Annotated in this window: 14 protein-coding genes; 9 read left to right on the forward strand and 5 right to left on the reverse strand. The window is 74.2% G+C overall.

Going from position 1 to position 13,591, the window contains the following annotated elements; all coding sequences use genetic code 11:
- Window positions 1-189 (forward strand): hypothetical protein (locus L615_RS23805; protein WP_222430531.1); only part of this gene is annotated, 189 nt, incomplete at its 5' end.
- Between the two features lie 283 nt (window positions 190-472).
- On the opposite strand, the gene L615_RS11745 is transcribed toward L615_RS23805, so the two are convergent.
- Window positions 473-1,165: a response regulator gene (locus L615_RS11745; RefSeq protein WP_145725178.1), complete on the reverse strand. Its 693-nt coding sequence runs from the start codon at window positions 1,163-1,165 to the stop codon at window positions 473-475.
- Window positions 1,162-2,769, reverse strand: coding sequence for a sensor histidine kinase (locus L615_RS11750; RefSeq protein ID WP_145725179.1), 1,608 nt, complete (start codon window positions 2,767-2,769; stop codon window positions 1,162-1,164). The genes L615_RS11745 and L615_RS11750 overlap by 4 nt, the downstream gene beginning before the upstream one ends.
- Before the next feature lie 145 nt (window positions 2,770-2,914).
- On the opposite strand from L615_RS11750, the gene L615_RS11755 reads away from it, so the two are divergent.
- Both L615_RS11755 and L615_RS24220 read left to right on the forward strand, forming a co-directional pair.
- Entirely contained in the window at window positions 2,915-4,192 is a 1,278-nt protein-coding gene (locus L615_RS11755) for a cation:dicarboxylate symporter family transporter (protein WP_261376655.1), read from the forward strand.
- Window positions 4,170-4,313, forward strand: a complete 144-nt coding sequence (locus L615_RS24220; RefSeq protein ID WP_261376656.1) for a hypothetical protein — start codon at window positions 4,170-4,172, stop codon at window positions 4,311-4,313. The genes L615_RS11755 and L615_RS24220 overlap by 23 nt, the downstream gene beginning before the upstream one ends.
- Here L615_RS24220 and L615_RS11760 read toward each other — a convergent pair.
- The gene (locus L615_RS11760; protein WP_145725180.1) at window positions 4,301-5,437 is read right to left on the reverse strand and encodes a phosphotransferase; all 1,137 of its coding nucleotides are present in this window, start codon (window positions 5,435-5,437) and stop codon (window positions 4,301-4,303) included. The two genes, L615_RS24220 and L615_RS11760, sit on opposite strands and share 13 nt — an antisense overlap.
- A 110-nt stretch (window positions 5,438-5,547) precedes the next feature.
- Between L615_RS11760 and L615_RS11765 the strand changes: the two genes are divergently transcribed.
- The 5 genes from L615_RS11765 to L615_RS11780 all read left to right on the forward strand — a co-directional run bounded on the left by L615_RS11765 (window position 5,548) and on the right by L615_RS11780 (window position 8,797).
- Complete coding sequence (locus L615_RS11765) at window positions 5,548-6,534, forward strand: YihY/virulence factor BrkB family protein (RefSeq protein ID WP_145725181.1); 987 nt, start codon at window positions 5,548-5,550, stop codon at window positions 6,532-6,534.
- A gap of 49 nt (window positions 6,535-6,583) precedes the next feature.
- The gene (locus L615_RS11770; protein WP_261376657.1) at window positions 6,584-7,663 is read left to right on the forward strand and encodes a TrkA family potassium uptake protein; all 1,080 of its coding nucleotides are present in this window, start codon (window positions 6,584-6,586) and stop codon (window positions 7,661-7,663) included.
- A gap of 147 nt (window positions 7,664-7,810) precedes the next feature.
- On the forward strand, window positions 7,811-7,981 hold the full coding sequence (locus L615_RS23310; protein ID WP_186449838.1) for a hypothetical protein: 171 nt from the start codon (window positions 7,811-7,813) through the stop codon (window positions 7,979-7,981).
- Between the two features lie 128 nt (window positions 7,982-8,109).
- Window positions 8,110-8,526 (forward strand): hypothetical protein, encoded by a 417-nt coding sequence (locus tag L615_RS11775; protein WP_145725182.1) that lies wholly within the window; start codon window positions 8,110-8,112, stop codon window positions 8,524-8,526.
- Between the two features lie 61 nt (window positions 8,527-8,587).
- A complete protein-coding gene (locus L615_RS11780; protein WP_145725183.1) occupies window positions 8,588-8,797 on the forward strand; it encodes a hypothetical protein in 210 nt (69 codons plus the stop codon).
- 290 nt (window positions 8,798-9,087) lie between these two features.
- On the opposite strand, the gene L615_RS11785 is transcribed toward L615_RS11780, so the two are convergent.
- Window positions 9,088-10,707 carry a LuxR family transcriptional regulator gene (locus tag L615_RS11785; protein ID WP_186449839.1) on the reverse strand — a complete coding sequence of 540 codons (1,620 nt, stop codon included), beginning with the start codon at window positions 10,705-10,707 and terminating at the stop codon, window positions 9,088-9,090.
- Window positions 10,691-11,911 (reverse strand): AAA family ATPase, encoded by a 1,221-nt coding sequence (locus L615_RS11795; RefSeq protein WP_145725185.1) that lies wholly within the window; start codon window positions 11,909-11,911, stop codon window positions 10,691-10,693. Before L615_RS11795 ends, L615_RS11785 begins: the two co-directional genes overlap by 17 nt.
- Window positions 11,912-12,041: 130 nt before the next feature.
- Between L615_RS11795 and L615_RS11800 the strand changes: the two genes are divergently transcribed.
- Window positions 12,042-13,559, forward strand: a complete 1,518-nt coding sequence (locus L615_RS11800; protein ID WP_186449840.1) for a hypothetical protein — start codon at window positions 12,042-12,044, stop codon at window positions 13,557-13,559.
- Window positions 13,560-13,591: the final 32 nt, after the last annotated feature.

Here is a 13,591-nt window from a genome sequence, read left to right on the forward strand (position 1 = left end):
CTCGCTGCGCTCGGCCCGCGGGCCCTCGTCGACGCGCCTTCGGCGCGGGGCGCCGCGCTCGAGCTGATTTGCGCGAGCGCGTCGCCTGTCGAGGGCGGCGCGCAGGCCTCGCAAGCTCGGCCCGCACTTGCCCTCGACGCGCCTTCGGCGCGGGCGCCGCGCTGCCGCGCACGCAGTTGGCTTCCGTAGGTCCAGGCTCCGCCTCGCGGCAAGCCCCGGGTTTCTGGCAGGTAGCTGCCGGTGGTTGAGGTGCGAGGCGCCCCGGCGCCGAGCCTCGAAACCTCCGGCCATGGTGCACCGGGCTGTGCCCGCCACAGTCCGCCCGGCGGGCCCGGTGGTTTCGAGGCTCCTCGCTGGCGCTCGTCGCACCTCAACCACCGGGCGGCAGACGTCGCTGGCGCTCGTCGCACCTCAACCACCGGGCGGCAGACGTCGCTGGCGCTCGTCGCACCTCAACGACCGGGCGGGCTCGTCAACGCCAGCTGTAGCTGACCTCCGGGCGGCCGCCGCCGGTGCCGTAGCGGACCCCGCGGTCGGCCAGGCCCTGGTCGGCGAGGTGCTCGAGGTAGCGGCGGGCGGTGACGCGGGAGGCGCCGACGAGGGCGGCGACCTCGCTGGCCGACAGCTCCCCGTCGGCCTCGCGCAGCGCGGTCGTCACGGCGCGCAGGGTCTCGGGGCTCATCCCCTTGGGCAGCGGAGCGCTGCCGGCGGGACGGAGGGACCCGAGCAGCTGGTCGACCTCGTCCTGCACGACCTCGTCGGGTGCGGCGTCGAGGCGGGCGTGGTACTCGGCGTACTGCTCGAGCTTGGCGCGGAAGGACGCGAACGTGAACGGCTTGAGCAGGTAGAGCACCACACCCTGCACGACGGCCTGCCGCACCACCCGGGTGTCGCGGGCGGCGGTCACGGCGATGACGTCGCAGAGGTGGCCGGCGGCGCGCAGGCCGGTCAGCAGCCCGAGGCCGTGGCCGTCGGGGAGGTTCATGTCGAGGAGCAGGAGGTCGACCGGCCGCCCGGCGTCGCGCGCGGCGTCGAGCTCGCGCACGGCATCCCGGGCCGACCGGGCGACGCCGGCCAGCTCGAAGCCCGGCACCCGCTCGACGTACGACGCGTGCGCCTCCGCTGCGAGCTCTTCGTCCTCGACGACCAGCACCCGCACGGTCATGGCGCCGTCCCTCGCCCGGCAGGCTCCTTGTCGCGCAGCACGACGCTGAACCGCGCACCGCCCAGGTCGGAGCGGCCGATCGCCACGTCGCCGTTGTTGCGCCGCGCAGCCTGGACCACTAGCGCCAGGCCCAGGCCCCGGCCGGTGCCCGGCTCGGCCTTGGTGGTCCAGCCGCGGTCGAGCACGCGCGCCGCAGCGTCGTCGTCCAGCCCGGGACCGCTGTCCTCGACGTCGACCTGGAGTCGGTGCGCGTCCCCGGAGAGCCGCACCAGCACGACGCGCGGCTCGTGGTCGGCCACGGCGTCGAGGGCGTTGTCGACGAGGTTGCCCAGCACGGTGACCAGGTCGCGGGGCGGGAAGGACGCGTCCGCGGGCAGCTCGCCCTCGATCCGCAGCTCCGCGCCCTGCTCGGCGGCCTCGGACGACTTGCCGAGCAGCAGCGCGGCGACGACGGGGTCGTCGACGGCGCCGACGACGCGGTCGGTGAGCAGCTGGGCGACGTGCAGCTCCTCCGTCGCGAAGTCGACCGCGTCCTGCGCGCGGCCCATCTCGATGAGCGACACCACCGTGTGCAGGCGGTTGGCGGACTCGTGGTTCTGCGAGCGCAGCGACTCGGTCAACCGGCGGACCACCTCGAGCTCACCGGTGACCGAGCGCAGCTCGGTGTGGTCGCGCAGGGTCACCACCGCCCCCACGTCGCGACCGTCCCACTGGGCCGGCGCGGAGGAGACGACGAGGATGCGTTCGCCGGCGAGGTAGAGGTCGTCGGACTCGGCGGTGCGGCCGCGGGCCGCGGCCACCAGGCCAGGGGCCAGGCCGAGCTCCTCGACCGGCCTGCCGACGACGTCGTCGGGGAGGTCCAGCAGCCGCCGCGCCTCGTCGTTCACCAGCTGCACCCGCCCGTCGCCGTCGAGCAGCAGCAGGCCCTCGCGCACCGAGTGCAGGACGGCGGAGTAGTACTCGTACATCCGCGCGAGCTCCCGCTCGCCCATCCCGTGGGTGAGCCGGTGCAGCCGCCGGCTGAGCAGCCACGCGCCCGTCATTCCGACGAGCAGCACGAGCCCGCCGCACAGCACCACGACGCCCACGTCGCGGCGCAGGCCGCGGTTGATGTCGCTGACCGTGATGCCGACGGAGACCAGCGCGACCACCTCGCCGCCGTCCTCGACGGGCACGACCGAGCGCACCGACGGACCGAGCGTGCCGGTGTACTCCTGCGTGAAGACCTCGCCCGCCGGCGCGGTGCCCAGGTCGCCGACGAAGGTGCGGCCGATCTGCCCCGGGTCCGGGTGCGTGTAGCGGGTGCCGTCGAGCTGCATCACCACGATGAAGTCGGTGTCGGTGTCGCGGSGGMCCTCCTCGGTCAGCGGCTGCAGCGTCGCCGTCGGGTCGGGGGAGCGCAGCGCCGTGCGCACGGTCGGGGCGTCGGCGATCGTCTGCGCGACCGCCACCGCCCGCTGGGTCGCCCGGCTGCGTGCGTCCCGCCGGGCGTCGTACGACGCCAGCAGGATGCCGACCACGACCAGCAGCAGCACCGTGCCGACCTGCAGCAGGAGCACCTGGCGCGCGACCGGGCGGTCGCGGAACAGCCGGTTGCGGAGCACCCGGCCATTCTCACCCAGCGCTGCCCGCGCCCTGTGACCTGTGCCACGAACACAACGAACACAACGGTGACCTCGCGACCGATCCCGCGGAGAGTGGCGCACAGAGGCCCCGACGGGGCTGGAGACATCCCGGCCAGGAGGACCGATGAGCACCACCACAGCAGGCACGCAGCCGAGGAGCGGCTCGCGCGCCACCCACTACCTCTACCTCGCGGTGATCGGGGCCGTCCTGCTCGGCATCGCGACCGGGCTGGCCTTCCCGTCGTTCGCGCTCGAGCTCAAGCCGCTCGGCGAGGGCTTCGTCAACCTGATCAAGATGATGATCCAGCCGATCATCTTCTGCACCATCGTGCTCGGCGTCGGCTCCGTGGCGAGTGCGGCGAAGGTCGGTCGCGTCGGCGGCCTCGCGCTCGGCTACTTCCTCGTGATGTCGACCGTGGCGCTGACGATCGGCATGGTCGTCGGCAACGTGCTGCACCCGGGCGACGGCCTCAAGGTCACCGCCGACGGCGCCGCGATCGCGCAGGAGAAGGCGGCCGAGGGCCACGCCGACACCACGGCCTTCCTGCTCGGCATCATCCCGGACTCGCTGTTCTCCGCCCTCACCAGCGGCAGCGTCCTGCAGACCCTCCTGGTCGCACTCCTCGTCGGCTTCGCCCTGCAGCGGATGGGCGCGGCCGGCACCCCGGTGCTCAGCGTGGTCGGCCACCTGCAGCGCCTCGTCTTCCGCCTGCTCGGCATGATCATGTGGGCCGCGCCCGTCGGCGCGTTCGGCGCGATGGCGGCGGTCACCGGCCAGGGCGGCATGGACGCGCTGAAGAGCCTCGCAGTGCTGATGATCGGCTTCTACGTCACCTGCGTGCTGTTCGTCTTCGTGGTCCTCGGCCTGCTGCTCAAGGTCACCACCGGCATCAACATCTTCGCGCTGCTGCGCTACCTGGGCCGCGAGTTCCTGCTGATCCTCGCCACCTCCTCCTCGGAGTCCGCGCTGCCGCGGGCGATCGCCAAGCTCGAGCACGCCGGCGTCGACAAGACCACCGTCGGCGTGGTCGTCCCGACCGGCTACTCGTTCAACCTCGACGGCACGGCCATCTACCTGACGATGGCGTCGATCTTCATCGCCGAGGCCGTCGGCAGCCCGCTGGCGATCGGTGAGCAGGTCTCGCTGCTGCTGTTCATGATGATCGCCGCCAAGGGCGCCGCAGGCGTCACCGGCTCCGGCCTCGCCGTGCTGGCCGGCGGCCTGCAGTCGCACCGCCCCGAGCTCGTCGACGGCGTCGGCCTGATCGTCGGCATCGACCGGTTTCATGTCCGAGGCCCGCGCGCTCACCAACTTCGCCGGCAACGCGGTGGGCACCGTGCTGGTCGGCCACTGGACCGGCAGCATCGACCGCGGCCAGATGGCGCGAGCCCTGTCCGGTGACGACCCGTTCGACGAGACCACGATGGTCGACGACCACGACCACGACCACGGCCACGACGACGACGCGGACCAGGCCGCCGGCCAGCCGGACCGGCTCGAGAAGGAGTCTCAGCCGGTCTGATCGAGCAGGTCCAGCGAGTGGCGGGCGATGGCGGCCCTGGTGGCTGCCATCGCCCGCAGCGCGTCCGTGACCTCGGCGTCGAGGTGCTCGAACGGGATCGCCGACAGGCCGGAGAACGCCAGCAGCTGCAGGGCGTGCACCCGTCGTACGGCGGCGAGGTCGGCCTCGACGCCCTCGGCGGCCAGCCCGTCGACGTACGCCGCGAGGCAGGCCTCGTCCCGCTCCGCGAGGTCGTCGGCGCTGCGCCGGCCGACCTGGACGTCGCCGACGAGCAGCTGGCCGAGGTCGAAGCCGACCGGCAGCGCCATGAAGAACCCGAAGTCGATGAGGGTGAAGCCGTCCCGGTCCGGGCGCACCAGCAGGTTGTTCGGGCACGCGTCGCCGTGCCCGGCCAGCACCGGCGCCGCCGCCAGCTCGGCCCCCAGGTCGGGGAGCCGGTCCCGTGCCGCCAGCATCCGCGGCCGCAGGTCGGCGAAGGCGTCGGCGACGAGCGGGTGCGCCCAGGTCGCCGGGTCGCCCAGGACCGGCAGCACCTGGTGGGCCAGCCGGCCCTCGAGGTACTTCGCGATCGTCCACTCCGCCCCGCCGGCCCTCGCCACGGCGCGGACGCCGGGCGCTGCGGCGAACCGGCCGAGCAGGTGGGCGGCGCGGCGGTAGCGGGCGAGGTCCCACGCCACGTCGGCGACCGGGACCGCCTCCAGCCACAGCGCGTACGAGCCCTCGTCGATGTCGTGGACCCCCAGCGCGCGGGGGAGCGCCAGCCCCTCGGGGAGCGCGTCGGCGAGCTCCGAGCGGTAGACCCGGGCCTCGGTGCGCCAGGGCACCATCCCGGCGGCCCACTCCCGCACCTCGGCGGGCACGTGGAGGAACAGCGGGGAACGCTCCCAGGCGTGCACGAGCTTCACGAAGAACGCGAACTCGCGCTCGTGCCCGTCGACCGATGCCTCCCCGCGCACCCACCACCGGCCGCCCGTCGTGATCGCGTCCAGGTCGTAGTCGACGACCTCCGCCCGCGAGCGCACCAGCGCCACCGGGGCGTCGCCGGCGTCGTGCAGGGCAGCGACCATCGCGGCGAGGACGGCGTCGGACACGTCGGCGGCGCCGAGGGCGGTGCGATCGTGCACGGCGACCTCCCGGGTGGAGCAGGGCGGGCGACCGAGATCACCCGACTTCCTCGACTCTAGGCCCGTCGGGGTCCCCGGGCGAGGGCGTCGCGGCGGATAGCGTGCCACCCATGGCGGAGGATCCCGGGACCGAGGCCCGGCCGTCGTACCTCCGGACGGCCGTGGAGCGGGTCCCGCGACCCGTCCGGCACTTCGCCCACCTCGCGTGGCGGCTCGTCGTCACCACCGTCGGCTCGTGCCTGCGCTACCGCGTGACCGGTCTCGCCGCGGAGGGCGCGTTCTTCGCCGTGGTGTCCGTGCCGCCGTTGATCTTCGCCCTCGCGGGCGGCGTGGGCTACGTGACCGACCACTTCACGGCCGCCCAGGTCGAGGAGGTACGACGTGCCGTCATCGACCTGTTCTCGACCTTCCTCACCGACACCGCGGTCAACCGCGTGATCGTCCCGACGATGGACGACGTGCTGCGCGGCGGCCGGTTCGACGTGATCTCGCTCGGCTTCGTGCTCGCGCTCTGGTCGGGCTCGCGGGCGCTGAACGTCTTCGTCGACACCATCACGATCATGCACGGGCTCGGCGGGCACCGGGGGATCGTGAAGACCCGGGCGCTGTCCTTCGTGCTCTACATCCTGGCCGTCATCACGGGCGCGATCACGCTGCCGCTGGTCGTCGCGGGGCCCAAGCTGGTGCGCTCCTGGCTGCCGAACCGCGCCGAGTTCCTCATGGGGTTCTACTGGCCGCTGGTGGTCGTGATCTGCATCTGCTTCCTTGCCACGCTCTACCACGTCTCGGTGCCGGTGCGGACCCGCTGGAGCTTCAACCTGCCGGGCGCGACCTTCTCCCTGGTCAGCTGGATCGGGGGGTCCTACCTGCTCCGCTGGGTGCTGACCGTCACCGCGCAGGACTCCCACTCCATCTACGGCCCGCTCGCCGCGCCGATCGCGATCCTGATCTGGCTCTACATCGCGGCCCTGGCGGTGCTGATCGGCGCGGGCGTCAACGCGGCGTTCGACGAGGTCTTCCCGCAGGAGACGACGCAGCGGGCGCGCCGGGAGCTCATGGCGCGGCTCCTCCGCCGCCCGGCCGAGCGGGTGGAGTAGGTTCCGGGCCGTGGGTGACCTGTCAGGACGGCCGGCGAACACCCCCTCCGTGGGGCGAGTCGCACTGCCGGAGCGCACCCGCTCGCCGTGGTGGGAGCTGGGCCGCCGCCTGCTCGCGGCGCTGGCGATCCTCGTCGGCACGGTGCTGGTCGTCTACCTCGACCGCGAGGGCTACCGCGACTCCGGCGACGCGACCGCGGAGAACCCGATGGGGACCGTGTCGCTCATCGACGCGATCTACTACACGACCGTCACGCTGAGCACCACTGGGTACGGCGACATCGCGCCGGTCACCGATCCCGCGCGGCTGGTCAACGCGTTCGTCATCACCCCGGCGCGCATCGGCTTCCTCGTGCTCCTCATCGGCACGACGCTCGAGGTGCTCGCACAGCGCGGCCGCGAACTTTTCCGCATCGCCCGATGGAGGAAGCACATGGGACACCACGTCGTGGTGATCGGCTACGGGACCAAGGGCCGCAGCGCCGTGGAGACCCTGGTCAACAACGGGCTCGAGCGCGAGCACGTCGTGGTCGTCGACCCGAGCCCGGTCGCACTGGCCGACGCGCACGCCGACAACCTCGCGGTCGTCACCGGCGACGCCACCCGGCGCGGCGTGCTGCACCGGGCCGGGGTCGCCAAGGCCGACCAGGTCATCATCACCACCGGTCGCGACGACTCGAACGTGCTGGCCGCGCTCACCGTGCGCCAGCTCAACCCGGACGCGTGGATCGTCGCCGCGGTCAGCGAGCAGGAGAATGCGCCGTTGATGCGCCAGTCCGGCGCCGACTCGGTCATCACCTCCTCGGACGCAGTCGGCCGGCTGCTCGGCCTCTCCACCCTGTCGCCGACCCTCGGCTCCGTGATGGAGGACCTGCTGACCTACGGCGAGGGCCTCGAGGTCGCCGAGCGGGAGCTGCTGGTCAACGAGGTCGGGATGCCGCCGCAGTCGCTGCCCGACCAGGTGATCGCGGTGGTCCGCGACGAGAAGGTCTACCGCTACTTCGACCCCGTGGTGACACTGCTGGCCCGAGGGGACCGGCTCGTCGTCGTACGGCCGGCGAAGGAGCTGCCCTGGGCGCCCCGTCCCGGCACTCACAACGAGGACCTCGCGGCCGACCGGGAGGACTGACCCGGGACCCCTCCGGGACCTCGGCCGGCTTCGATGGTTCATCTGGACCAGGTCGGCCGACGTCGATCGTGCAGACCTCGCCCGACACGGCCCCGAACCTCCGTCCGGAGGGCGACACCGTGCCGTGCAGCCGCCATGCTGTGCGTCATGGGGAAGGACTTCGGACCGTGGGTGAGGCACGACTGGTGCCCGCGCTGTGACCGCCGCACCGAGCAGACGCTGTGGTACCGCCGACTCGTCGGCGAGCCGCCGGAGCGCAACGAACGGCGCACACGGTGCAACGAGTGCGCCGGTGACCCCACCCTCGTCGCCAGCTGAGCCTCCAGTCGCTCCGCTCGCCTGCCGCGCCGGTCCGCCCGGGCCCCGACCGGACCGGCGGTCACAGGGTTGACCTCCGGGCTTCGGGTACCGCCTTGGCGAACCTGAACCAACGCGGGAGGAAACTCATGAGCAAGAGCGCCACCAACGACCTCGCCCACGGCCTCGCCGACGACCTCCGCGACGTCGCGGACGACCTGCGGGGCATCGTCGAGACGGTCGTCGTGCCGAAGGTCGGGTCGGCCGTGCACGCCGCAGGCGACCGCGTTCCGGACAACGTGGTGGACCGGCTGCCGAGCAAGGTGGCCGAGCACCTGCCGACGACACGGAAGAGCCACCGCGGACGCAAGCTGCTGTTCCTCGGTGCCCTGATGGCCCTCGGCGGCGCGATCTTCGCCTACGGCCGCCGCCAGTCCTCGAGCGGGCAGCCCTCGAGCGGGCAGTCCGAGGAGTCGTACCCGCGCCCGGTCGGCGACCTCGACGACCAGGCCTCGCCGACCGACGCGCTCGACGACCCGATCACGGACCCGGGCCGCCAGAACTGACGACCTGCGGGTCGCACCATCCGCCTGCCGGAATTCGAACATATGTTCTATTCTGGTGTCCATGGCGGGGGTGCGACACGTGTGGGTGCGGCCGGCCTTCGTGCCGTCCGAGCTGCCCGGCCTGGTGCTCGAGTGGCGGTCGGGGGAGAAGGGCTGGGAGGGCTACGTCCTGTACGCCGACCGGGAGGGCCGCATGGTCATGGAGTGGCTGCCCGCCGGCAACCTGCGCCCCATCAAGAGCCAGCCGAACACCGGCTCGGCCTACGGGTGACCAGCGTCGCGTAGATCACGTCCTTCGTTTTTCGGATATGTGCTGGATTTCGCCCGCGAAGGGTGCCCGACCCACTAGCGTCGGCGGCGGTTCCCCAACCACATGTGCCCGGCGAACCCCACAACCGCCGGGCACGTCGACGCCCCGTCCTGCATGCCCCGCAGGGCGGGGCGTCCGGACATTTTCGGGAGCGTTCCGACGGTGCACGACGCTGCACGACGACGCGGCCGCCGACGGTCGATCGGACGGTCCCCGTGAGTCGCCCGTCAGTCGCTCCTCAGTCGTGCCGGTCAGTCGCGCAGGTCGGCCGGCAGCTGCGTCCGGTCGGTCACGCCGAGCTTGCGGTAGGCCCGGGTCAGGTGCACCTCGACGGTCTTCACCGTGACGTACAGGGCCGCCGCGATCTCCCGGTTCGTCATGCCCTGCGCCGCCAGCCGCGCGACGCGCAGCTCGCTCGCCGTCAGTGCCGCGGTGCCCTCCCGGCGGTGGCGGCGGGGGCGGGCGCCGAGCCCGCGGAGCGAGTCCACCGCGGCGTCGCGCAGGGGACCGGCGCCAGCGCGGTCCGCGAGGTCGAGGCCGACCTCGAGCAGGTCCCGACCGTGCGCACGGCGTCCGGTCGCGGCGAGCTCGCGGCCCAGGGCGACGGCGACCTGCGCCCGCTCGTACCGGTGGTCCGTCGGCTCGACGGTCGCCCACGCCTGCTCGAGCAGGTCGCGTCGCACGGTGCGCTCCTCGGTGACGGTCGCCGCGGCGAGGAGTGCGTCGGCCAGCGGTCGGGCGGCGCCGAACTCCCCGGCCAGCCGCACCGCCTCGGCCGCGACCGCCTGCGCGTCGCCGGACCGGCCCAGGCCGTGCAGGGCGCGGGCCACCAGGGGGCGCCACGGGAGCTGCGCGACACCCGGACCGCCTCGCTCGTCGAGGTGCTCGCCGACGACCTCGAACCACGGCAGTGCGGTGGCTGCGTCGCCACGGGCCAGCGCGAGGCGTCCCAGCCCGAGGCGCACGTAGTCGGCCGGGCCGGCCGCCACGTCGTCGTGCAGGGCCGGTCGGAGCCGGACCAGCTCGTCCCCGGCGCCGGCGCCGCACTGGCCCAGCAACACCTCGGCGAGCAGCGACCACGCGACCGGTACCGCGAGCGGGAGCGCGGCGGCCGCGTGGCGGAGCGCGTCACGCAGCTCGGCCTCCGCCTCGAGCAGGTGGCCGCGGTGGAGCAGCACCGAGCCGCGCAGCAGCAGGGCGATCGCCAGCCCGGACTGCTCGCCCAGCCGCTCGGCTTGGTGCAACAGCTCGGTGGCCGCCGCCTCGGCCGCGACCAGGTCGCCGCACTCGGTCAGCACCATCACGATGTCCGCGCGGCGGTGGATGACGACGTCCCCGTCGCCGAGCCCGGCTCCGCCGCTCTGGACCCAGCCGGTGCGAGCCTCCTCGGCTGCCCGGGCGGCGGGCTCGTTGCGGTGGACGGCGTGCAGCGCCATCGCGCCACGCACGAGGCCGCGGGCGGGGTGCCGCTGCTCGTCGAGCTCGGCCAGCACGGCGGTGCCGAGGTCGTGGGCCTCGCCCGTGCGGCGGGTGACGATGAGGTAGGAGTACTCGTCCACCCGCAGGTCGAGCCGCTCGTCCGCAGCCTCGACCCGTCCGGCGGCGTCGTGGAGGAGGTCGGCGGCCACGTCCGCGACTTCAAGGCCGGCGACCACGTCATCGTGCCGTTCTGCCACTGCGACAACACCTGCCCCCACTGCGCCGGTGTAGGCGAGCGCCCGCGCCAGCGCCCGCACGGCGTCGGACCACCAGGGCTCGCCGCCGCCGAGGTCGACCGCCGTGCGCAGCGTCCCGAGCGCCGACGGCTCGCCGGCGCGCAGCTCTGCGACCCCCAGCCGGAGGTGGAGCTCGCCGTCACGGTGGCCGTCCATGGCCTGGGTCCGGGCCCGGCGCAGGNGCCGCAGCAGCAGCGGTGAGCGTCTCCACCGCCCACGCATCGACGCCGAGCGGCGCGGTGAGGAGGTGGGCAGCGACCCGCTCGACGTCGGCGCCGGCCGCCGCCAGCACCTCGGCGCAGCGCCGGTGCAACCGCTCCACCTCGCCGACCGGCAGGCCGTGCAGCACGGCGGCCGCGAGGATCGGGTGGGCCAGGGCGAGCCGGTCGTCGGCGAGCAGGCCCTCCTGCCGCAGCTCCTCGCAGGCGCTCGCCGCCTCGTCGTGCGGCACGCCGGCGACCTCCGCGACCACCTCCGACGGCGGCTCGGCGTCGAGGACGGCCAGCGCGCGCAGCACCGCCGTGCGGCGGGGATCGTCGCCGCGCGCCAGCACCCGGGCCACGATCTGCGCGGGCGCCACCGCCCGGACCCGACCGGCCGCGTCGTCGTCGGGGTGGACCCCGTCGCGCCGCAGGGTGCTGGCCAGGGCGTGCACGTGGAAGGGGACGCCGCCGGAGGCGTGCTGGCAGGCGGCGACGAACGCGGGAGTCGGATCCTCGGACAGGGCGTCGTGGAGCAGGTCGTGGGTGGCCCGCTCGCTCAGCGGTGCCGGCACCACGTCGACGTACGACGGCGCACGCTGCCAGTCCGCGACCACCCCGGGGCGGGTCGCGCCGAGCAGCAGGACCGGTAGGCCGTCGAGGCGGGCCGCGAGGAACTCCAGGAAGCGCAGCGACGGCTCGTCCGCCCATTGCAGGTCGTCGACGACGAGCGCGACCGGCCCGTCCTCGGCGAGGTTGAAGACCAGCCAGTACAGGCCGTTGAGGACGCCGAACAGGCCGGCGTCGTCGGCCGCCTCCGAGCCGACGACAGGGCCGCGGGCGACCTGTGCTGCGCCGGCGAACCAACGCTCACGCTCGCCGTCGCCGGCCTGCCGCACCAGCCGCTCGAGCAGCTGGCGCACCGCCCCGAGCCCGAAGCCCTGCTCCAGCTCGCTGCACCGCGCCCGCAGCACCCGGAAGCCCGTCAGGTGGAGTGCCGCGTGGTCGAGGAGGGTGGACTTGCCGATGCCCGCCGGGCCGCGCACGAGGACCGCCGTCCCCTCGCCGGCGCGGGCCGCCTCCTGGGCCGCCGCGATCCGGGCGATCTCTGCCTCGCGCTCCAGCGGGACCAGCCGCGGTCGTGTTGGTGAGCCCTCCATGGTGGCAAGGCTAGGAGGAACGCAGAACGTTCGGGTCAGGTTCGGGGTGGTCGGGGGTTGTCGACGGCTGTGCGGTGGCGATGGGGTGGGCCCGGCCGCTGCGGGAGCCCGTGGCGAGGAGGGACCTCGGATGCTGACCAGGACGTTCGCTGCGCTCGTCGCGACCCTGCTGGGCGCGACGCTCGCCGTCGCCGTGCCGGCGACCGCGGTGGCCCCGGCCCCGACCGGAGACCGCGCCGGCTCCGGGACCGGCCCCGGCGTCGTACCAGCGCGGGCGGCACGGGGGCTGCGCGTCGTCGTCTCCCGCCCGGCGGCTGCGGCGAGCCAGGTGCGGGTGACCGTGACCGGTCCACGCCAGGGCGGCAAGGCCTTCCGCAAGGTCGTGCGGCGCACGACCACGTGGGCGAACGTGAAGCCCGGGCGCTACCGCGTCACCGCACGGACGATCCGCCTGCACGACCAGCGGGTGGTGCCCCGGGTCAGCCGGACGACCGTCGTCGTCCCGCGCAACCGGGCGCGACGCTCCGCGACGGTGACCTACCGCGCGCCGAGCTTCTGTGCCCGCACCGGGAGTCGCCTCCACGCCTGGGGCGACAACTCCCAGGGCCAGCTCGGCACCGCCTCCGGCGGTTACTCCACCCGCCCCGTCGCCAACAGGTGGCTGCGCGGCGCGAAGGCCGTGGTCGGCACGCGACTGTCGACGCACGCGCTGTGCGCCGACGGCACCGTGTGGTCGTGGGGACACAACGGCCAGGGCCAGCTCGGCGTCGGCGACACCAAGCGACGCCACTGGCCGGTCCGGGTGCCCGGCCTGACCGGCGTCACCGCGCTCGCGGCGGGGACCGACGCCGTCTACGCCCTGCGCCGCGACGGCTCGGTCTGGGCGTGGGGGAGCGGGCGGTACGGACAGCTCGGCAACGACCGCGCCGGGTTCGGCTACTTCTCCGCCCGGCCGGTGCGCGTCCAGAGCGGGCCGATGGCCGTCAAGCAGGTCGTCGCCGGCGGTTACACCGCCTACGCCCTGACCGAGAGCGGTGCGGTCCTGGTGTGGGGCAACGGCGAGACCGGGCAGCGCGGCAACGGGACGCACGGTGTCACCACCCCCGTGCCGGTCGTCGCCTCCGCCGCCGGCCTGGCGCCCGGGAAGGAGATCGCAGCGGGCTGGTGCACGCTCTACGTCCTCAACCACGGCGCCGAGGCCTACGCCTGGGGCTGCAACAACCAGGGCGAGATCCCGGGGCTGGCGGCGGCCTCCACCTCCTCGCCCCGCCTGTTCGCCGGCGCTGTCAGCCACGTCCGGGCGGGCCGCTCGGCCGGGTTCCACAACGTCGGCGGGGCGTGGCAGTCGTGGGGCTCGGGCCGCCACCACGACACCGGCCGCGACACCGGCGGCACCGTGTCCGGCATCGGCAACATCCCGACCCTGCCCATCGGCGCAGGCTTCGCCTCCGCGGGGTACGGCGGGGTGGCGCTCTCGGGCGGGCAGGTCTACGCCTGGGGCGACCACGGCCGTGGCCAGGTCGGTGACGGCACGCCGGCCACGGGCCCGTCCGCCACCGCGGGCCGCCTCCCGGTCGCGCTCCCGGGGCTCACCTCCGCCAGCGCTGTGGGGGCCGGCGGGTTGAACGGGTACGCGATCGTGCACTGAGCCCCGGGGCGCTCACTCCCCACCGCGCCGCC

The sequence above is a fragment of the Nocardioides sp. J9 genome, assembly GCF_007829375.1.
Lineage (GTDB): Bacteria > Actinomycetota > Actinomycetes > Propionibacteriales > Nocardioidaceae > Nocardioides.

Bases quoted from the DNA above. Each gene is read 5' to 3' on its own strand.
- L615_RS11765 (WP_145725181.1), top strand. From the start codon at position 5,548: ATGGCGGAGGATCCCGGGACCGAGGCCCGGCCGTCGTACCTCCGGACG.
- L615_RS11745 (WP_145725178.1), bottom strand. From the start codon at position 1,165: ATGACCGTGCGGGTGCTGGTCGTCGAGGACGAAGAGCTCGCAGCGGAG.
- L615_RS11800 (WP_186449840.1), top strand. From the start codon at position 12,042: ATGCTGACCAGGACGTTCGCTGCGCTCGTCGCGACCCTGCTGGGCGCG.
- L615_RS24220 (WP_261376656.1), top strand. From the start codon at position 4,170: ATGGCGCGAGCCCTGTCCGGTGACGACCCGTTCGACGAGACCACGATG.
- L615_RS11755 (WP_261376655.1), top strand. From the start codon at position 2,915: ATGAGCACCACCACAGCAGGCACGCAGCCGAGGAGCGGCTCGCGCGCC.
- L615_RS11785 (WP_186449839.1), bottom strand. From the start codon at position 10,707: ATGGACGGCCACCGTGACGGCGAGCTCCACCTCCGGCTGGGGGTCGCA.
- L615_RS23310 (WP_186449838.1), top strand. From the start codon at position 7,811: ATGGGGAAGGACTTCGGACCGTGGGTGAGGCACGACTGGTGCCCGCGC.
- L615_RS11775 (WP_145725182.1), top strand. From the start codon at position 8,110: ATGAGCAAGAGCGCCACCAACGACCTCGCCCACGGCCTCGCCGACGAC.
- L615_RS11780 (WP_145725183.1), top strand. From the start codon at position 8,588: ATGGCGGGGGTGCGACACGTGTGGGTGCGGCCGGCCTTCGTGCCGTCC.